18 protein-coding genes, 1 tRNA gene and 1 other RNA gene are annotated in these 19,448 nt (G+C 70.3%); 6 read left to right on the top strand and 14 right to left on the bottom strand.

Annotation, left to right across the window (positions count from 1 at the left end; all coding sequences use genetic code 11):
* Positions 1-2: 2 nt before the first annotated feature.
* Positions 3-284: a hypothetical protein gene (locus SREC43747_RS0114055; RefSeq protein ID WP_029721915.1), complete on the bottom strand. Its 282-nt coding sequence runs from the start codon at positions 282-284 to the stop codon at positions 3-5.
* A gap of 298 nt (positions 285-582) precedes the next feature.
* Here SREC43747_RS0114055 and leuA point away from each other — a divergent pair, with 298 nt between their 5' ends.
* The 3 genes from leuA (at position 583) to SREC43747_RS0114040 (ending at position 4,443) form a co-directional block, all read left to right on the top strand.
* Entirely contained in the window at positions 583-2,370 is a 1,788-nt protein-coding gene (gene leuA, locus SREC43747_RS0114050; protein ID WP_029721914.1) for a 2-isopropylmalate synthase, read from the top strand.
* A gap of 187 nt (positions 2,371-2,557) precedes the next feature.
* A complete protein-coding gene (locus SREC43747_RS0114045) occupies positions 2,558-2,809 on the top strand; it encodes a hypothetical protein (protein ID WP_236623197.1) in 252 nt (83 codons plus the stop codon).
* On the top strand, positions 2,785-4,443 hold the full coding sequence (locus SREC43747_RS0114040; protein ID WP_029721912.1) for a hypothetical protein: 1,659 nt from the start codon (positions 2,785-2,787) through the stop codon (positions 4,441-4,443). Before SREC43747_RS0114045 ends, SREC43747_RS0114040 begins: the two co-directional genes overlap by 25 nt.
* Positions 4,444-4,463: 20 nt before the next feature.
* Here SREC43747_RS0114040 and SREC43747_RS0114035 read toward each other — a convergent pair whose 3' ends face one another.
* The 9 genes from SREC43747_RS0114035 to SREC43747_RS0113990 form a co-directional block, all read right to left on the bottom strand.
* Positions 4,464-4,646: a hypothetical protein gene (locus SREC43747_RS0114035; RefSeq protein WP_029721911.1), complete on the bottom strand. Its 183-nt coding sequence runs from the start codon at positions 4,644-4,646 to the stop codon at positions 4,464-4,466.
* 185 nt (positions 4,647-4,831) lie between these two features.
* Complete coding sequence (locus SREC43747_RS0114030; protein ID WP_037332037.1) at positions 4,832-5,872, bottom strand: ABC transporter ATP-binding protein; 1,041 nt, start codon at positions 5,870-5,872, stop codon at positions 4,832-4,834.
* Positions 5,865-6,866: an ABC transporter ATP-binding protein gene (locus SREC43747_RS0114025; RefSeq protein ID WP_029721909.1), complete on the bottom strand. Its 1,002-nt coding sequence runs from the start codon at positions 6,864-6,866 to the stop codon at positions 5,865-5,867. Before SREC43747_RS0114025 ends, SREC43747_RS0114030 begins: the two co-directional genes overlap by 8 nt.
* Positions 6,867-6,878: 12 nt before the next feature.
* Positions 6,879-7,796 carry an ABC transporter permease gene (locus SREC43747_RS0114020; RefSeq protein ID WP_051388029.1) on the bottom strand — a complete coding sequence of 306 codons (918 nt, stop codon included), beginning with the start codon at positions 7,794-7,796 and terminating at the stop codon, positions 6,879-6,881.
* Positions 7,797-7,812: 16 nt separating this feature from the next.
* Positions 7,813-8,823 carry an ABC transporter permease gene (locus SREC43747_RS0114015; RefSeq protein WP_029721907.1) on the bottom strand — a complete coding sequence of 337 codons (1,011 nt, stop codon included), beginning with the start codon at positions 8,821-8,823 and terminating at the stop codon, positions 7,813-7,815.
* 67 nt (positions 8,824-8,890) lie between these two features.
* The gene (locus SREC43747_RS0114010) at positions 8,891-10,561 is read right to left on the bottom strand and encodes an ABC transporter substrate-binding protein (RefSeq protein WP_236623196.1); all 1,671 of its coding nucleotides are present in this window, start codon (positions 10,559-10,561) and stop codon (positions 8,891-8,893) included.
* A 208-nt stretch (positions 10,562-10,769) separates the two neighbouring features.
* Positions 10,770-11,267 (bottom strand): uridine kinase family protein, encoded by a 498-nt coding sequence (locus SREC43747_RS0114000; protein WP_029721905.1) that lies wholly within the window; start codon positions 11,265-11,267, stop codon positions 10,770-10,772.
* A gap of 68 nt (positions 11,268-11,335) precedes the next feature.
* The gene (gene recR / locus SREC43747_RS0113995; protein WP_029721904.1) at positions 11,336-11,932 is read right to left on the bottom strand and encodes a recombination mediator RecR; all 597 of its coding nucleotides are present in this window, start codon (positions 11,930-11,932) and stop codon (positions 11,336-11,338) included.
* A 49-nt stretch (positions 11,933-11,981) separates the two neighbouring features.
* Complete coding sequence (locus tag SREC43747_RS0113990; protein WP_037332035.1) at positions 11,982-12,359, bottom strand: YbaB/EbfC family nucleoid-associated protein; 378 nt, start codon at positions 12,357-12,359, stop codon at positions 11,982-11,984.
* Positions 12,360-12,485: 126 nt separating this feature from the next.
* On the opposite strand from SREC43747_RS0113990, the gene SREC43747_RS0113985 reads away from it, so the two are divergent.
* On the top strand, positions 12,486-14,282 hold the full coding sequence (locus SREC43747_RS0113985) for an alpha/beta hydrolase family protein (protein WP_029721902.1): 1,797 nt from the start codon (positions 12,486-12,488) through the stop codon (positions 14,280-14,282).
* On the opposite strand, the gene SREC43747_RS0113980 is transcribed toward SREC43747_RS0113985, so the two are convergent.
* Positions 14,279-16,345, bottom strand: a complete 2,067-nt coding sequence (locus tag SREC43747_RS0113980; RefSeq protein WP_029721901.1) for a DNA polymerase III subunit gamma and tau — start codon at positions 16,343-16,345, stop codon at positions 14,279-14,281. The two genes, SREC43747_RS0113985 and SREC43747_RS0113980, sit on opposite strands and share 4 nt — an antisense overlap.
* 59 nt (positions 16,346-16,404) lie before the next feature.
* An RNA gene (ffs, locus tag SREC43747_RS20645) (signal recognition particle sRNA small type) lies at positions 16,405-16,499 on the bottom strand.
* 240 nt (positions 16,500-16,739) lie between these two features.
* Between ffs and SREC43747_RS0113975 the strand changes: the two genes are divergently transcribed.
* Positions 16,740-16,825 (top strand) — tRNA-Ser (locus tag SREC43747_RS0113975).
* Positions 16,826-16,897: 72 nt separating this feature from the next.
* On the opposite strand, the gene SREC43747_RS0113970 is transcribed toward SREC43747_RS0113975, so the two are convergent.
* Both SREC43747_RS0113970 and SREC43747_RS0113965 read right to left on the bottom strand, forming a co-directional pair.
* Positions 16,898-17,743, bottom strand: coding sequence for a GNAT family N-acetyltransferase (locus SREC43747_RS0113970; RefSeq protein WP_029721900.1), 846 nt, complete (start codon positions 17,741-17,743; stop codon positions 16,898-16,900).
* Positions 17,744-17,865: 122 nt separating this feature from the next.
* Positions 17,866-18,516 carry a TetR/AcrR family transcriptional regulator gene (locus SREC43747_RS0113965; protein ID WP_029721899.1) on the bottom strand — a complete coding sequence of 217 codons (651 nt, stop codon included), beginning with the start codon at positions 18,514-18,516 and terminating at the stop codon, positions 17,866-17,868.
* Positions 18,517-18,972: 456 nt separating this feature from the next.
* Between SREC43747_RS0113965 and SREC43747_RS0113960 the strand changes: the two genes are divergently transcribed.
* Positions 18,973-19,448 (top strand): class I SAM-dependent methyltransferase (locus SREC43747_RS0113960; protein WP_029721898.1); only part of this gene is annotated, 476 nt, incomplete at its 3' end.

Below are 19,448 nucleotides of genomic sequence, written 5' to 3'. Positions count from 1 at the left end.
GGTCAGTTGAAGATCCGCCCGACGACCCCCGCGACCAGCACCCAGAACATCGCCGCCAGACCGTAGTCCAGCAGCACCTGCAGCACTTCGCTGGGCGCCTCGACGAGCCCCGGGAAGAACAGGGCCAGCGGTTCCGCCGCCCGAGCCACCGAGTTCGCCAGCTCGTTCTCCCCGCGGAACCCGGTCAGCACGAACGCGGCGTGCAGCACCAGCAGCACCGCGAAGATGAACCCGACGGCGTTGATCAGACCGGCGAACCCGGACTGCTCCTTCTTCCTGGCCATGCGATCAGTCTGCCTGGTCACACCCGGGCAACGCGAAGAACTGCGAACCCACCCGCTCCTTCCTGCGGAAAAGCGGTTCCCGGGCTGTTAGTCCAGTCACTTCGCCGGGGGACAACGCGCTCACCATGTGGGAAAGGTGCTTGCATTCCGGACCCCGGTAGTGGTTAGCCTTTTGGCCATGGCACGCGCTCTCCTGCTTCGTCGCCGCGACGGGGTCAATTGACCGGCCCCTCGTCGCGGGGATCGAACGCGCCGGTCGTCGACAGGAAACCGGTAACCGAGCAGGAGAATTTCCACTATGAGCTCGCCTGAGCACCAGGTCCCGTTCTCTGGCAGCATCCGCAAGCCCTCCCGTCCCGCTCCGGCCGACCAGCCGGTGTGGAATCCGCAGCGGGGCAGCTCGATGCCCTTCCACCGCTACCGCCCGTTCCACGAACTGGTCGAGGACGTCTCGCTGCCCGACCGCACCTGGCCGGACAAGCGGATCACCCGCGCCCCCCTGTGGTGCGCCGTCGACCTGCGGGACGGCAACCAGGCACTGATCGACCCGATGTCGCCCGCCCGCAAGCGCCGCATGTTCGACCTGCTGGTGCAGATGGGCTTCAAGGAGATCGAGGTCGGTTTCCCCGCGGCCAGCCAGACCGACTACGACTTCGTCCGCGAGATCATCGAGGACGAGGCCATCCCGGAAGACGTGCGCATCCAGGTGCTCACCCAGTGCCGCCCGGAGCTGATCGAGCGCACCTTCGCCGCCCTGGAAGGCGCCCCCCGGGCGATCGTGCACATCTACAACTCCACCTCGATCCTGCAGCGCCGGGTGGTGTTCCGGGAAGAGCGCGAAGGCATCAAGAAGATCGCCACCATGGGCGCCGAAATGGTGCTGGACTACGCCAGCAAGTACCCGGACACCGACTTCCGGTTCCAGTACTCCCCGGAGTCCTTCACCGGGACCGAGCTGTCCTACGCCGCCGAGGTGTGCGACGCGGTCACCGAGATCTGGCAGCCGACCCCGGAGAACCCGGTCATCCTCAACCTGCCGGCCACCGTGGAGATGGCCACCCCCAACGTCTACGCGGACTCCATCGAGTGGATGAACCGCAACCTCTCGCGGCGCGACTCGGTCATCCTGTCGCTGCACCCGCACAACGACCGCGGCACCGCCGTCGCCGCCGCTGAGCTCGGCTACCAGGCCGGCGCGGACCGCATCGAGGGCTGCCTGTTCGGCAACGGGGAGCGCACCGGCAACGTGGACCTGGTCGCGCTCGGCATGAACCTGTTCAGCCAGGGCATCGACCCGCAGATCGACTTCTCCGACATCGACTACATCAAGCGCACCGTCGAGCACTGCAACCAGCTGCCGGTGCACGAGCGGCACCCGTGGGGCGGGGAGCTCGTGTACACCGCGTTCTCCGGCAGCCACCAGGACGCCATCAACAAGGGCCTGCAGGCGCTGCGCGACGAAGCGGCCAAGGCCGGCACCCCGGTCGACGACTTCCCGTGGGAAGTCCCGTACCTGCCGATCGACCCGAAGGACGTGGGCCGCACCTACGAAGCGGTCATTCGGGTGAACTCGCAATCCGGCAAGGGCGGCGTCGCCTACGTCATGAAGTCCGAGCACCAGCTGGAGCTGCCGCGGAAGCTGCAGATCGAGTTCTCCAAGGCGATCCAGGCCCGCACCGACGCGCAGGGCGGCGAGGTGTCGCCGGAGGAGATGTGGGAGATCTTCCACGCCGAGTACTTGGCGCCCACCGCTCCGCTGCGGCTGACCCGCCAGCAGTCCAGCGGTGAAGAGGGCAACGAGTCGATCACCGCGACCGTCGTCGTGGACGGCACCGAGCAGGAGATCACCGGAACCGGCAACGGCCCGGTGTCGGCGTTCGTGGACGCGCTGAGCACCATCGGCTACGACGTGCGGGTCATGGACTACGCCCAGCACGCCCTCACCTCCGGTGACGACGCCCGCGCCGCCGCCTACCTGGAGTGCGCGATCGAGGGCCGGACCTACTGGGGCGTGGGCATCGACACCTCGACGGTGGCGGCCTCGCTGCAGGCCGTGGTGTCCGCGGTGAACCGCGCGCACCGCTGATCCGAGCGACCAGCACCGGCGGACGTGCCCGCGGGCGCGTCCGCCGCGTCGCCCTCGGCCCGCGTCCCGCGGCCCGCTGGTCCCCCTCCCGCAACACGACGGGATCACTCGTTCGGCGTGACGCGCTTGATGATCGAAGCCGCGCGCGGTTCAGTCAGCAGCGAAGCTGACGACCGACGAGGTGGACATGTGGCCGACTGAAGATCCCGCGGAGCAACTGCGCTGGCGGATCCCCTGCAACAGCCAGGGCACCACATCTCAACAGCTGACCGTGCTCGTGCTCGGCGACCGGGTCGCCCTGCGATTGCCCGCGGGAGACGTCCTGGTGCTGACACCGGACCAGGCCACCGCGCTCGCCGGTGAACTGGACAACGCAGGTCGAGCCGTCCAGCAGCAGGCGCGGAAGGCGGAGTCGTGGCCCTCCACGACACGGACCTGAGCTTCGATCCGCGCGACCCGTACTTCCCGGTGCCCGGTGGCTCCGAAGTGGAGTGGGCGGTGCAGGTCTTCACGACCGACAACGGTTACGGCCTCGACGCCGACCGGGCCCAGGTGGGGACCACCGCCGACGGGGTGCGGGTGCGTTGCGACCGCTACGCCCGGCTGGGCCAGCAGGTGCCGGCCGGCAGCGGTGAGGTGGAGGTCCAGGTCCGCGAGGACGACGTCTTGGAGTGGGTGATCGAGGTCAGCTGCTCCGAGCCGATCAAGTCGGTGAAGCTGCTGCTGCGCGGCCTGCCGGAAGAACCGCTGCGGAGGGGCTGGTGGACGCCCAGCACCGGTCGCGGTTGGACGCACGGAGCTGACCTGCGGCGCTTCCAACTGGAGTACCCGGGACCGGACTGGCCGACCCCGTGGGTGGCCGCCGGGGACGAAGCGGGCGGGCTGGTGCTCGCGGTGCGGGACCCGCAGCTGCACCGGCAGATCCTGCACGTCCACCGGCCGTCCTACGCCACCGGACCGGTCGTCGAGCTGGTGCACGTTCCGGCCGCGTCGGCGCGGACGACCAGCTACCGGGTTCCACCGGTGCGGCTGCGCCCGTCCACCACACCGAGCACTGTGGACAGCGACTTGCGGGAGCACATGTCCTTCGTGGAGGAGTCCACGCGGCTGGAGACCTGGGACTCCCGGGACGACGTGCCCGACTGGCTGCGGGACGTCGCGCTGGTGGTCACCCTGCACGGGCAGCACTGGACCGGCTACGTCTTCAACGACTTCGCCCGCATGGCCGAAGAACTGCGGTTCGTCGCCCAGCACATCCCGCCGCACCGGGTGCTGGCCTACCTCACCGGTTGGGAAGGCCGCTACTACCACGACTATCCGCAGTACCGGCCGGGAGCGGACCTCGGCGGCGAAGCCGGTTTCGCCGAGCTGGTGGACACCGCGCACCGGCTCGGCATGCACGTCATGCCGATGTTCGGCGGGCACGGGGCGAACGTGAACCGGTACCCCGCCTGGGAGCAAGCGGTGATCCGCAACGACACCAACCGCTACGTCGAACTGCTCAACCGCCCCGACTGGGACAGCGACCGCATCGGCGAGGGCGACCAGGTGTTCCTGAACCCCGGTGAGCCCGGTTTCCGCAACCACCTGGTGCGGTCGATCCTGGCGCTGGTGCGGGACTTCGGGATCGACGCGGCCTTCTTGGACACCCTCGGCTACTGGTTCAACGACCCCCGGTTCCCGCTGCTGAACGGCTACCGGCAGCTCGCCGCGGAACTGCACCACCAGGCCCCGCACCTGGTGCTGGCCACCGAGGGCTGGTGGGACGCCCTGATGTCGATCTTCCCGCTGTGCCAGCAGTGGCTGGGGGTGGACCGGGACCTGCGCAAGCCCTGGGTGCTCACCGATTACGCCCGCACCACCGGCCACCTGGCCGAAGGGACTCCGGGGCCCGGCAGCACCGGGGTGCACGAGAAGGGCTTCCTGCCCCGCCCACCGGACGTGGCCCGCCCCGGGCACATACCGGTGCTCGGGTTCGCCGACACCACCCTGGAGCAGCACGCCGAGGAAGTCGCGGAGATCTGCCGCTGGGCCGCCGAACACGCACCGGCGGCCGAGCTCGACCAGCCCTGACGCGCCGGCGGGGGGAACGGCTACCTGCTCGTCGACCGGCCGTGCTCGAACACCGGGTTGATCACGTGCACCCCGTTGCCGACCGGGCACTCGAAGCTGAGCAGGCGCCCACCGGAAGCTGCGGCGAGGTGTTCAGCCGTGGTCCGGTCCAGAATCGCTCGCTGATCGCAAAAGCCGCATCTGGCCGCGCTGCTGTACCGCACTGCTCAGCAACCTCCGTCCTGACAACCACCGGCTGACCGGTCGGCACGGGCAATCGAGCGGTGCCCGCTGGTGCGTGCCGCTCCGGGCTGACCGCGCTGACATCGTAGCCACCCGACCGCACCTGCCCCCCACCAGCGCGGAAGTCGTGCGGCGCAGACCCCGACCGGAGGTGGGAAGCCCGTGGTCAGCGGGAAACCTCCGCTGCCGCCGGCTGGGTCGGGGTGATCCGCCCGGCGACGATGTCCTCCGCGTAGTGGCAGGCGACCCGGTGACTGGGGGTGATCTCCCGCAGCGCCGGCCGCTCGGTGCTGCACTTGTCCACCTGCCGCCACGGGCACCGGGTGTGGAAGCGGCAGCCGGACGGCGGTCGCGCCGGGGACGGGAGGTCTCCGCTGAGCAGGATCTGCTCCCGCTCGTCCTCCACCGCCGGGTCGGGCACCGGGACGGCGGACAGCAGCGCGCGGGAGTACGGGTGCAGCGGTTGCTGGTAGAGCTCGTCGGAGGTGGCTTCCTCCACCAGCCCGCCGAGGTACATCACGCCCACCCGGTCGGCGATGTGGCGCACCACCGCCAGGTCGTGCGAGATGAACAGGTAGGTCAGCCCCAGTTCTCCTTGCAGGTCCGCCAGCAGGTTCAGCACTTGGGCCTGCACCGAGACGTCCAGCGCCGACACCGGTTCGTCTGCCACGATCAGCTCCGGCCCCACCGACAGCGCCCGGGCTATCCCGATGCGCTGTCGCTGTCCGCCGGAGAACTCGTGCGGGTACTTGCGCAGCGCGGAAACCGGCAGTCCGACCGCGGACAGCAGTTCCCGCAACCGCTGCTCGGTCGCTTCCCGCCCGGTGGCCAGGCCGTGCGCCTGCAGACCTTCCAGCAGCAGCGACCGGACCGACTGCCTGGGGTCCAATGAGGACAACGGGTCTTGGAAGACCATCTGCATCCGGCGGCGCATCCGGCGCAGCGGCTCCCCGCGCATCGACGCCAGGTCCACGCCGTCGAAGACGATCTTGCCGCGCCGCGGTTTCTCCAACCTCAGCACCGCTCTGCCCAAAGTGGACTTCCCGCAGCCGGATTCGCCCACCAGGCCGTAGGTCTCCCCGCGCGCGATCTGCAGCGAGACGTCGTCGACGGCGTACACGTAGCCGACCGTGCGGTCCACCAACAGGCCGCTCTTGACCGGGTAGTGCACCGCGAGGTCCTCGACCTGCAACAAGGTTTCAGCCATTCCCGCCCCACCCAAGTCGGTCCTCCTCGCGAACCGGGTTGTGGCAGCGCAACAACCGCGCCCCCGCCCCGTCGTCCGGTTCCGGCGCCTGCTGCTGGCACACCTCGGTGGCGTTCGGGCAGCGCGGCGCGAACGCGCACCCGGCGTCCCACGGGATGTTGTCGGCCACGGAACCCTTGATCGGCTGCAGCCGCTGCCCGTTCGGCGAATCCAACCTGGGCACCGAGGCCAGCAGACCCGCCGTGTACGGGTGCCGGGGATCGCCGAACAGCTCGTGCCGACCAGCGCGTTCCACCACCCGCCCCGCGTACAGCACGTTGATCTCGTCGCACAACCCGGCCACCACCCCGAGGTCGTGGGTGATCATGATCAGCGCGGTGCCGGTCTCGGACACCAGCTCGGCCAGCAGCCGCAGGATCTGGGCCTGGATGGTGACGTCCAGCGCGGTGGTCGGCTCGTCGGCGATCAGCAGCTTCGGCTGGCAGGCCAGTGCCATCGCGATCAGCGCCCGCTGCCGCATCCCCCCGGAGAGCTGGTGCGGGTACTCGCCCAGGCGGCGCCGCGGATCGGGAATGCCCACCCGCTCCAGCAGGTCCGCGGCCGCGCGCATCGCCTCGCGCCGGGACGCCCCGCGGTGCCGCTGGACCACTTCGGCCACCTGCATCCCGATCGACATCACCGGGTTCAGCGAGGTGAGCGGGTCCTGGAACACCATGCCCAGGTCCCGGCCGCGGCGCCGCTCCAACTCCCGGCCGGGCAGTCGCAGCAGATCGGTGCCCTCGAACAGCACCGAGCCGGAGACCTCGGTGCCGCGCGACGGGAGCAACCCCATGATCGCCAGCGAGGTGACGGACTTCCCGCAACCGGATTCGCCCACCAGGCCCACGGTTTGCCCGGGCTCCACCGAGAACGACAGCCCGTCCACGGCGGTGACCGGAGGTTCTCCCCGGCGGGTGAACACCACCGAGAGGTCTTGGACGTCGAGCAGTGCCATCGCGTTCCTCCGTCAGCGCCGCCGTTTCGGGTCGAGTGCGTCGCGCAGCGACTCGCCGACCAAGGTGAACCCGAGGGCGACGACGATGATGCAGCCCGCCGGCCAGAACGCCAGGTGCGGGTGGCTGTCGATGATGTTCTGCGCCCCGCCGAGCATCTGCCCCCACTCGGGCACCGAGTCGTCCGCCGCGCCCAGCCCGAGGAAGGACAGCGCCGCCGCGTCGATGATCGCCACCGCCAGCACCAGGGTGGCCTGCACGATCACCGGCCCCAGCGCATTGGGCAGCATGTGCCGGAACACGATCGCGCTCTCCCGCACGCCGAGCGCGCGGGCCGCCAGCACGTGGTCGCTGGTGCGCTGGGCCAGCATGGTGCCGCGCAGCAGCCGGGCGAACACCGGCACCTGCACCAGGGCCACCGCCAGGATCACGCTGAACTGGGTCTGCGTGGCGAACAGCACCCCGATGGAGACGGCGAGCAGCAGGGACGGGATGGACAGCATCACGTCCACGATGCGCATCACCACCGCGTCCACCCAGCCGCCGAACGCCCCGGCCAAGGTGCCCAGCACCATTCCGCCGCCGAGCCCGATCACGGTGGCCAGCAGCGCCACCAGCAGGGTCTGCTGGGAGCCCAGCAGCAGCCGGGACAGCAGGTCGCGACCGTACTGGTCACCGCCGAGCGGGAACCCCTCCTGGGGTGGCGGGATCTTGTTCTGGGCGCGGGAGACCTGGTCCTCCAGCAGGTGCAGGGCCGGGTCGTGCGGGGCCAGCAGCGGGGAGAGCGCTGCGACGAGCACGAAGACCCCGATGATGGTGGCCCCGGTGAAGAACATCGGGCTGCGCCGCAGGCGCCGCCACGCGGACGTCGCCGGACCGGCACCGGCCGACGAGTCGGCGAGATCGTCGATGCGGTTCTTCCGCTGCGTCAGTAGCGCCACTTTCCCCTCACCGCGTCCGCAATCGTGGGTCGATCAACGCGTAGGACAGGTCGACGATCAGGTTGACCAGCACGTACACCATCGCGGCGGCCAAGATCACCACCTGCAGCACCGGGTAGTCCTTGCGCTGGAAGCCCAGGGCGACGGCTTGGCCGATGCCGGCGATGTTGAACACCCGCTCGGTCAGCACCGCCCCCGCCAGCAGCGCCCCGGTCTGCAGGCCGATGGTGGTGACCACCGGCAGCATCGCGTTGTGCAGCACGTGCCGGCGCCGCACCACCATCCTGGTGAGCCCCTTGGCCTGCGCGGTGCGCACGTAGTCCTCGTCCAGCACGTCCAGCACCGCGGCCCGGGTGATCCGGAAGATCACCGCGAACGGGATGGTGGACAGCGCGACCGCCGGCAGCAGCAGGTGCACGAAGGCGTTCCACGCCGCGTCCCACTCCCTGGTCAGCAACCCGTCCAGGATGTAGAAGCCGGTCACCCTGGTGGCGTTGATGCCGACGTCCTGCCGACCGGACGCGGGCAGCCAGCCCAGTTCGATGGCGAACACGTACTTGAGCAGGAACGCCAGGAAGAACACCGGGACGGCGACCCCGATCAACGACCAGGTGATGCTGATGTTGTCCAGCCAGCCGCCGCGGCGCCGGGCGGCGAGGTAGCCCAGCGGGATGCCCACCGCCACGGCGATCAGCAGCGCCAGCACGGAGAGCTCCACCGTGGCCGGGAACCGGGTGAGGAACACCTCGAGGGCCGGGGTTCCGCGCTGCACCCCGGTGGAGACGCCGAAGTCCCCGGTCACGGCACGGGTCAGGAACTTCCAGTACTGCACGTGGATCGGCTGGTCCAGGCCGAGCGCAGCGGTCAACTGGGCGCGGGATTCGGGCGTGGCCCGGTCGCCGAGCAGCGCGGAGACGGGTCCGCCCGGGAGCATGCGCAGCCAGGCGAACAGCAGCATCGACAGGACCACGACGACCAGCACCAGCTGCGCCAGCCGACGGATTGCGTAGCGGAGCACGAGACCCCCGTCAATTCCCGGCGGTGGCGCGGGAGGTTCCCGCGCGCCACCGACTTCCGTGCCCGGGTCACCGCTGGACGGTGACCGTGGCGAACTCTTCGGCGGTCAACGGCGACGGCTGCAGCCCCTGCACTTCGGGACTGGTCACGATCGCCGGCGGCGAGTGGGTCAACGGGATGGCCGGCAGGTATTCCGACAGCAGCTTCCGGTTGATCTCCTGGTACATCCGGTTGCGCTTGGCCTCGTCAGGTTCGCTGTCGGCGGCCCGCAGCTCGGCGGCCAGTTGTTCGCCCCACGGGGAAGCGGCGGTGTAGAACCGGTTCTCCGGTGTGCCGAAGAAGGTTCCGATGAAGTTGTCCGGCGTGTTGTAGTCACCGGTCCAGCCGAGCAGGAACAGGTCCGCTCGGGCGTTGTCCACGTCGTCGATGTAGCCGCCGTTCCACGGTTTGCTGACCGGTTCGACGTTGATGCCGACCTCCCGCAGGTCTTCGGCGATCGCGTTGAAGATCTCCTGCGGGTTGGGCATGTACGGCCGGGTGACGTCGGTCGGCCAGTAGAACTTGACGGTCAGCCCGGAAGCCCCGGCTTCGGCCAGCAGCTGCTTGGCCTTCTGCGGGTCGTGCGGGTACTTCTCCACATCCGGCGCATAACCGTCCACTGTGTCCGGATAGAACTGGGTGGCCACCTCGGCGCCGTCCGGCATGTTCGCCTTCACCAGGTTCTCCCGGTCGATGGCGTGGGCGATCGCCTTGCGCACCCGCAGATCGCGCAGCGCCGGGTTGTTCTTCTGGGTGATCCCCAGGTACATGATGTTGAACGGCTCGCGGATCTGCACGTTGTAGCCGGCGTCGCGCAACGCCTGGAGGTCCGACGGGCTCGGGTAGTCGTAGCCGTCGATCGAGCCGGCCTGCAGCTCCTGCTTGCGGACGGTCTCGTCCGGGATGATGCGGAAGACCAGCTCACCGACCTTGGCCTTCTCACCCCAGTACTCCTCGTTGCGGGCCAACCGGATGGTGCCGTTGCCCTCGTCGTAGGAGACGAACCGGAAAGGCCCGGTGCCGGTGGGGTGCTCGCGGGCGTACTCGGAGAACACGAAGCTGTCCCCCTGGGCCCGCACTTCATCGGCCCCGTACTTCTCCATCGCGGTCGGGGACTGGATGCTGAACGACGACAGCCCCAGCAGGTCCGGGAACTTGGAGGTGGGCCTGGTCAGGCGGATCACCGCGGTCGCCGGGTCGGGCGCCGAGCAGGACTCGTACAGCGACGGCGCCTTGCCGTCCGCGAAACCGCCGAAGTTCTCGATCCAGTAGTAGGCCAACGCGGGGTTCTGCCCAGCGCCTTCCTGGTGGTACCAGCGCTCGAAGTTCTTGCACACCGCGTCGGCGTTGAAGTCGGTGCCGTCGTGGAACTTCACGCCCTGCCGCAGGTGGAAGGTCCAGGTCTTGCCGTCCGGGCTGTGCTCCCAGCTCTCGGCGAGCTCCGGCTCCACCTCCGCGGTGCCCGGCTTGAAACCGACCAGCCCCTCCATGATCTGCCGGGTGACCCGGAAGGTCTCCCCGTCGGAGGCGTAGAACGGGTCGAACAGGTCGGGGGCACCCGCTGCACCGAAGGTGAAGGTGCCGCCTTCGCCGGCGGCACTGTCCCGTTGGGACTCCGCACAAGCCGGCAACGACGCCAACAACGCCAGAGCGATGCCGGCGGTCACCAATCGGCTGCGCGTCCGAGAACGCGACGCCATCCGGGCTCTCCTCATAGCACCACCTCGGTGGTCACCGGTTCTGAAAGTGCCGTGAGGTTAACCCGGAAACGGCCCAGTGGAAGAGGATCTGGCGTAACAACATGGTTTCCGGGATCGGCGGAACAGTCGACGCGATCGCTGCAAGCTGGGCGAACCCGGCACCGCAGCGGTCCACGGAGTGGCGGGAAATCGCCAAAACCGGCATCCGCTAACCGGAAACCACCACATCGGCGCGTGCTCTGGTGCCGTCGGCGGCGAACCAGGAGCGTTCGAACTCCTGCCACCGCTGCAGGTGCGGACGGGTTCGCGGGCCGTCCCGGCGAACCGCCCGCTCCAACCGCAGGGCCGGGTCGGGCTCCTCGACCCACACCGCGACGGAGACGCGGTCGGAGATCTCCCGCCGCGCCGCGGAAACCCCTTCCAGCACGAGGACTTCCGGCACCGGAACCGTCACGTGCGCGCCGAGGACCGGTTCCCCGTCGGGCCATTCGATCCGCCGGTAGCCGCCGGGGCGACCGCGGCGCAGCGGTTCCAGCACCCCGCTGACCAGCCGCGGCCACCACTGCACCGGCTCGTCCCAGGTGGCGAAGTCGTCGGTGGGCACCACGGTCGCGCGCATCCCGGCGCCGGTGAGCGCGGCGAGGAGTTGCTGGGCGAAGCACGTCTTGCCGGATCCGGAGGGCCCGTCCACCGCCACCAGTTTCACCGGGCCCAGCAGCGGACGCGCGGCCCGCACCCGCTCGACGAGATCGAGCAGCACCGCGGAGCGGTCGGTCACACCGAGCGGCGGCCCGCCAGCGCCCGGCCGAGGGTCAGCTCATCGGCGAACTCCAGGTCGCCACCCATCGGCAGGCCGGACGCCAGCCGGGTGACCTGCAGGCCGGGGAAGTCGCGGAGCATGCGGGCGAGGTAGGTGGCGGTCGCCTCGCCCTCGGTGTTCGGATCGGTCGCGATGATCACCTCGGTGACCTCGTCCTGACCGATGCGGGCCATCAGCTGCCGGATCCGCAGCTGGTCGGGACCGATCCCGCCCAGCGGGTCGAGCGCGCCGCCGAGCACGTGGTAGCGGCCCTTGAACTCCCTGGTGCGCTCGATCGCCAACACGTCCTTGGGCTCTTCCACCACGCACACCACGGTGGCGTCCCGGCGCGGGTCGCGGCAGATCCGGCAGGTGGACTGCTCGGAGACGTTGCCGCAGACCTCGCAGAACACCACGCCGTCCTTGACCTTCTGCAGGGCCTGCTGCAGCCGGGTCACGTCCGCCGGCTCGGCCGCCAGCAGGTGGAAGGCGATGCGCTGCGCGCTCTTCGGACCGATGCCCGGCAGCCTGCCGAGCTCGTCGATCAAATCCTGGACGGGACCTTCGTACACCTTGCTCTCACTCGTCTCCGGACATCCCAGACTCGGTCGCGCTCGGGAATCACTTCATCCCGGGCAGCCCGAGCCCACCGAGGTCAGGTCCGCCGGCACCGCCACCGAGGGCGCTGGTCAGCGGCCCCATCTTCTCGGCCTGGAGCTCCTGCGCCGCTCGGTTGGCGTCCCGGACGGCCGCGACGACCAGGTCGGAAAGGGTCTCGGTGTCCTCCGGGTCCACCGCCTTGGGGTCGATGGACACCGACTTGAGCTCGCCGGTGCCGCTGACCACCGCGGTCACCAGCCCGCCACCGGCGCTCCCGGTGACCTCGGCAGCGGTGAGCTCCTGCTGCGCAGCCATCAGCTGCTGCTGCATCTTCTGCGCCTGTTCCATGATCTGCTGCATGTTCGGCTGGCCACCAGGTTGCACCGTGGTCCTCCTCATTTCGGGGGCTTCACCACCAGCCTAGCCGTCGCCCGGGTCGGTACCGCCCTCCCCGGCCGCCCGAGCACCGCCCGTTCGCAGTACTGGGTAGTTCCGGAATTTTGTGCGGCGTGCCAAGGTGTACGCATGCCTCCGGACCTCGCCCGGCTGCTGGCGGCCACCACCTGGCGGGCGTTCGACGCCGACGACCGGGGACGGGTGCTGGCCGGCTGCGACGCCAGCGGCTCCACCCAGCTGGTCGAGCTCGACCGCACCGGACCGCGGGAGCTGACCGCCTTGCCCGGCGCGGTCCACGGCCGCTACCTGGTGGGCCGGCGCGCGGTGGTCGTCCAGCACGACACCGACGGCGACGAGCGCACCCAGCTGTCCCTGCTGCAACTGCCGGTGCCCCACCCCGCAGCGCTGTCCGACCTGCAACCGCTGGTGCGCGCCCCCGGCAGCGTGCACCGGCTGCTGGACACCCGCCCCGACCAGATCCTCTACACCACCAACCGGCGCACCGGCGTCGACTTCGACGTGGTCCTCCGCGACATCACCACCGGCGAGGAGCGCGTGCTCTACGACCGGGGCGGCATGGTGCAGGAAGCAGCGCTCTCCCCCAGCGCCGGCAAACTGGCGCTCACCGTCCCGGCCGAGCACTCGATGTCCGAGCAGCTGCTGGTGGTCGACCTGGCCACCGGGGAGATCACCGAACTCACCGCCCGCGACCTGCCCGCCCAGCACCACCAGCCCACCTGGCTGCCGGACGAGTCCGGCCTGGTCGTGACCACCAACGTCGACCGGGAGTTCACCGGCATCGCCCGGTACGACCTGGCCGGTGGGCGACCGCGCTGGCTGGTCACCGCCGACAACGACCTCACCGGCTGGCCGTCCCCGGACGGAACCACCCTGCTGGTGCGCGAGAACCGGGGCGGGGCCAGCAGGTTGAGCGCGCACGACGCCCGCACCGGGGAGCGGCTGCGCGAGCTGCCGCTCCCGGAGGACGGCTGGGTCTTCGGGGCGCCGCCGCCCGCCTGGTCACCGGACTCGAGCTGGGTGGCGTTCTCGTTCAGCGCCCCCCGCACCCCGGGCGACGTGCTGCTCGTCGAACCCGGCACCGGCACCGCGCGGCAGCTGACCTCCTCCGCCGACCAGCTCCCCGAGCTGACCGCACCGCGCGCGCACCAGGTTCCGGCCCGCGACGGCGCCCGCATCCCGTGCTTCGTCTACACCCCGACCGCGCCGGACCCGCGGCTCGCCGGCTCCGCGGTGCTGCTGCTGCACGGCGGCCCGGAGAACCAGGCGGTGCAGGCCTTCAGCCCGGTGGTGCAGGCGCTGTGCGCCAACGGGCACACCGTGCTGGTGCCGAACGTGCGCGGCTCCACCGGGTACGGGAGGTCCTGGTACTCGGCCGACGACAAGCACAACCGCTTGGCAGCGGTCGCCGACCTGGCCGACCTGCACGACTGGCTGCCCCGGCTGGGGGTCGATCCCGAACGGGCCGCGCTGTGGGGCGGCTCCTACGGCGGCTACCTGGTGCTGGCCGGGCTCGCCTTCCAACCCGACCGCTGGTCCGCCGGGGTCGCCCTGGCCGGGATCTCCTCCCTGGTCACGTTCCTGCGCAACACCGCGCCCTACCGGCGCGCCCACCGGGAGCGCGAGTACGGCTCGCTGCAGCACGACCTCGACTTCCTGCACCGCGCTTCCCCGCTGGGCAAGGCCGAGGACATCCGGGCGCCCCTGCTGGTGGTGCACGGCGCCAACGACCCGCGGGTGCCGCTGTCGGAAGCCGTGCAGCTGGCCGAGGCCGTGCGGGCCAACGGGACCGAGTGCGAACTCCTCGTCTACCCCGACGAGGGGCACGGCCTGGCCAAGAAGACCAACCGGCTGGACGCCTACTCGCAGGCGCTGGAATTCCTGCGCCGCCACCTGGCCCGGGGCTAGTCGTCGAGCTTGCGGGCCCCGAACTCGCGGATGAACAGCTCGACGGCTTCCGCTTCCGGATCCCGCACCGGCTGTCCGTCCATCGTGGTGGATTCGGCGAGCAGTTCGTCCGGGTCCTCCGGCTGGTCCGGCGCCGGCGGCGGGGCCGGTTCGGGCTCCGGCGGGATGTCGTCCGGCGGGGGTTCCTCGGCCGGCGGCTCCGGCGGTGGCGGGATGTCGTCCGGTTCCGGTGCGGACGGCACCGTGGCCGCGGGCTTGGCCTGCGGTGCGCTCGGCCGCGACGGACGCTCCGGCGGCGCAGCCGGCCGCTGCGGTTTCGGCGCGGGCTGCGGCGCGGCGGGCGCGGCACCGGCTTCGACGATCTGGATCTCCCACTCCCCGCCGAGCACTTCCCGCAGCGCGTCCCGCACGAAGTCCAGCCGCCGCTGCTGGGCGAGCTGCTTGACCAGTCCCGGGGTGGGCATGGACAACACCAGGGTCCCGTTGTGCAGGGCCTGCACGGAGGCGTTGAGCAGCAGCGCCTGGGTGGGCCGGTTGCGCTGGGACACCGCCCGCAGCAGTTCGGTCCACACCCGCCGCACCGAGGCCGCGTCGTGCTGCGGTGCTTGCTCCACGGCGGGTTCCGCGGGTGGCGGAGCGGTGTCCTGCTCGGCCGGCGCGCTCCGCCTCGGCGGCGCGGTGCTCTGCTGCGGCTGGGCGGGGCGGGCGGCCTCCTCGGGCGCCGGTTGCCGGGGAGCGGATTCGCGTTCCGCGGGGGCGCGGTCGGTGGCGCTCCGCTGCTCCGCCGGGGGTGCACCGACCGGTTCGGCGGTTTCCGGGGCGGGTTCGGCAGCCCGCTCGCTGGGGCGCTGGTAGACCTTGCGCGGCGCCGGCTGGTCCCCACCGGCCTCGGGAACGGGGGCTATCGTCATCCGGCGTTCCAGGCGCTCCAGCCGCTGCAGCAGGGCGGCCTCGGACTCCGACGCCGAGGGCAGCAGCATGCGGGAGCACAGCAGTTCCAGCTGCAGGCGGGGCGCGGTGGCCCCGCGCATCTCCGACAGGCCGCTGTGCACGATCTCGGCGAACCGGGTGAGGGTGGCGGGTCCGAGCTGCTCGGCCTGGTGCTGCATCCGGGACAGCTCCTCCCCGGCCACTTCCACCAGACCGCGCTGCGCGGCGTCCGGAACGGACTGCAGCAGGAGCAGGTCCCGGAACCGGTCCAGCAGGTCGGCGGCGAACCGCCGGGGATCGTGCCCGGCCTCGACCAGCCGGTCCACCGCCCCGTACACCGCGGCGGAGTCCTCCGCGGCCAGCGCGTCCACCATCTCGTCGATCAGCGCCACGTCGGACACCCCGAGCAGGGCGACCGCCCGCTCGTAGGTGACCCCGCGGTCGTCGGCACCGGCCAGCAGCTGGTCCAGCACGCTGAGGGTGTCCCGGGCAGAGCCCCCGCCGGCGCGGATCACCAGCGGGTACACCGCCGGATCCACCTGCACGCCTTCTTCCCGGCAGATCTTCTCCACCAGGTCCCGCATGACGCTGGGGGGCAGCAGCCGGAACGGGTAGTGGTGGGTCCGCGACCGGATGGTGGTCAGCACCTTGTCCGGTTCGGTGGTGGCGAAGATGAAGATCAGGTGTTCCGGTGGTTCTTCGACGATCTTCAGCAGCGCGTTGAAGCCCTGGGTGGTGACCATGTGGGCTTCGTCGATGATGAAGATCCGGTACCGCGACTGGGCCGGTGCGTAGAAGGCGCGGTCGCGCAGTTCTCGGGTGTCGTCGACACCGCCGTGACTGGCCGCGTCCAGCTCCACCACATCGACGCTGCCCGGGCCTTCCGGGGCCAGCGCGATGCACGAATCGCACTTCCCGCACGGATCCGGGGTGGGCCCTTCGGCGCAGTTCAGCGACCGCGCGAGGATCCGCGCGCTGGAGGTCTTGCCGCACCCCCGCGGACCGGAGAACAGGTAGGCGTGGTTGATCCGGCCGGAGGCCAGCGCGGTGCGCAGCGGTTCGGTGACGTGGTCCTGGCCGACGACCTCCGCGAAAGTCGCCGGACGGTATTTGCGGTAGAGGGCGAGCGCCACGATGAAAACCCTACGCGGTGCGGCTGTCTTCCACGGCGGGGCCTGAACCTGCCCGAAAAAGAAGGGGACCCCGCGCACCCGTCAGAGCCTGCTTACCCTTGCTGCCTTCCGGCCCTGGGGGAGTTCACAGGATGGACGCCGCACGAGGTCCACTCACAGTGTAACCAAAGGTCCTCCGGACCCGGCAAAGCCCCACCTCTCGCCCGGTTCCCCCGCCGTCCGCGCTGCTGAGCGGCCTGCCCGGGCGACAGGGGGCGCGGTTGGCACCCGCGGGCCGCCCGTTCCGCAGGGCACTCCCGGAAAGTGTGACCGGCCGGCAACGCCCCCTGGAGCCGTCACCCCAGGTCACAACCCGTACGCCCTGTTCAACCAGGCCTCTGATACGCTTTCGCGCGGAGGATTGGCCGAGCGGCCTAAGGCGCACGATTGGAAATCGTGTTGGGTTAACAGCCCTCACGGGTTCGAATCCCGTATCCTCCGCTGGTCGTCGGAGCCGGGTGCAGCGAGCACCCGGCTCCGTTGCTTTTCGAGGGGGAACCGGAGCCGGGCGCCTCAGCTGCTCGCTCGCGAGCTGCGCGAGGAACGGCTGCTGCGCAATCCCAACTTGCGGCGCACCTGGCGCAACACCTCGTCGATCGCGATCTGGAACGGGTTGTAGGCCACCACGAGGACGACGGCGTCGCGCGGCTCGAGGATCTCCGCGAACCAGTCGTCGATGTCCTTGCGGTCCGAGGTGGGGCGCTCCTTCCACAACCCCACTTCGGTTTCGTCGTAGGCGTCGGTGATGACCAGGGTGTTCGGGTCCAGCCGGTCCGCCTGGCCGAGATCGGCGGCGACGTCCACCGCGATGCGCTGGACGTGCTGCGGAACCGCGCCGCCCGGGGTGGGCCAGACGACGTCGCTGCGGCCCGCGGCGGTCGTCCACGCGCCGTAGACCAGCGGGTTCCCCGTGCGCATCACCACGTACAGGTTGCGCGGGAAGGCCTTGACCAGCGCCGAGCGCAGCAGGACCCGCCAGATCGTGCTGGAGATCCCGGCCCCCTGGTACTTCGGGTGCACCCCGGCGGAGTTGGCGTAGAAGCAGCGGCGCCCGCCGTACCACCGGTCGTTGTTGGCCACCCACGCCACGGGGAGACCGTCGGAGTCGAAGACGACGACGAGCCCCGCCAGCTGGTCCAGCTTCTCGTCGGAGAGCCAGTCCTGCCAGTACTCCTCGGTGGTTCCGGCGAACGCTTCCACCGCGACGGCCGGGAAGGTCTCCCGCAGGTGTTCCCGAGCCGCCCCGGAGAGCTGGGTGCTCACCTCGGTCCACACCAACCCGGTGAGTCCGGGGTGGACGGAGATCTGCTTCGCCCCGCTGCGCACTGCGGGCGAGGAGATCGGATCGACCGTGCTCATCGTTGCCTTTCACGTCGTGGAGTCGTTCGGGTGGTCCGCTCAGGACCCGCGGGCGCGGGTTCCGCTGCCTGTTCGATCGCGCAGCCGACGCGCTCACCCGGTTGGGTGAGCTCCGGCTCGGGTCATCGGCGGGGTGGCGGCTCGTGGCCGGCGACCGCGCGCACCGCTGTCGCCAGTCGTGCTCGCGCGTGCGCGCTGATGTGCACCGCGTCGGGGCTGGACCGGGTGATCTCCCGCTTCAGCAGGGCGGTGGGCAGGTCCACCACGCAAGTCGTGATCACTTCGACGCTGGGGCCGTCCCGGCGGCCCCACATGGCCTGCGCCAAGCGGCACAGCACGTCGGCCACCAGGCGCCGGTCCAGGCCGAGCAGCGCGTCGGCGAGCTCGCCGGGAAGGTCTGGGCCGAGGAGCTGCTCGCGGCGCACCGTCAGCAGCATCCGGGCAGCTGCCGGGCGCCTCTCTGCGTACACCGCGACCGCGTCGGCCGCCGCGACCACCGCGTCCAACGCCGCGTCGGAAGGCGTCCCGGTGGTCGTCCCCAGCGCTTCGTCGATGAGTTCCGACTGCAGGTCCAGGAATTCGGTCGCGGCCCGCAGCCACATCCGTCCGCGCAACACCGCCAGCGAACCGAAGGCGTGGTAGATGGCCCCGTTGGGCACCCCGCTCTCCGCCGAGAGCTTGCGCACGGTGAGCCGTTCGGCTCCCTGCTCGGCGACCAGCCGTTCAGCGGTGTCCAGCACCTCGTCGATGTCGTGCACGCGCGGTCGGGGCATGCCGGCAGAATAGTGGAACACTTGCTCCACAACATCGTGCCGCTCGACACACCGCCCGCGTCGGTGCACCGCGCAGCCCAGCGCACCCCGCGCCGGGGAGCCCCCCGCGTCGCCGAATTCGAGCCACCCGGACGTCGCATTGACCTCGACGGCGCGCTCAACCCCCGAACCGGATCGACGGCAAGGGCATTTCGCCACCCCGCGCCGCGAACGGCCGGCTCTGCCGATCAAGAGCGCACCACCCGGCCCTTTGTTCCTTTTTCCGCGGAATGGCCAATTCACGGAAATCGCGAACCGACAACCAGTAATATCAATCACTTTCACCTTAGTTGCCTATTGCAACTTGTTAGCTTTGCTAAGTCTGATTTTCGAGGCAGAAACGAATTCAACTGGGACCCGCGAGACCCACGACTGTCATCGACAACCGAAGGCAGGAAGCGGAAAGGCGAGGCCGGCATGCGTACTGAGAACGACACTTGGGACATCCAGACGGGAGTTGGCATCACCGCGGTGTGGGTGGCCGCAGCCCGGGCGGCTGAAACCGCCCGCGCCGACGCCCAGATCAACGACCCGTACGCAAAACAGCTGGCCGAAGGGGCGAACCCGCAAATAATGCAGGTGTTCGCCGAAGGGAACGAGTTCGCCACCCACATCTCCAACTACATAGCCCTCCGCACCCGCTTCTTCGACGACTTCTTCACCCGCGCCGCCGAAACGGGGATCGCGCAGGCCGTCATCCTCGGGTCCGGTCTGGACACCCGCCCGCACCGGTTGACCATGCCCAAGCGGAGCTTCGAGATCGACCAGCCGGCGGTGCTGGACTACAAGAACCAGGTCCTGCGAGCCGCCGGCGCCCCGATCCCCGAACACCACACCCAGATCAGCATCGACCTGCGGCAGGACTGGCCGAAAGCCCTGGTCGAGAACGGCTT

The organism is Saccharopolyspora rectivirgula DSM 43747 (assembly GCF_000497205.1).
Lineage (GTDB): Bacteria > Actinomycetota > Actinomycetes > Mycobacteriales > Pseudonocardiaceae > Saccharopolyspora > Saccharopolyspora rectivirgula.
The sequence above is the reverse complement of the archived record's forward strand: the minus strand, read 5'-3'. Positions and strand labels throughout refer to the sequence as shown.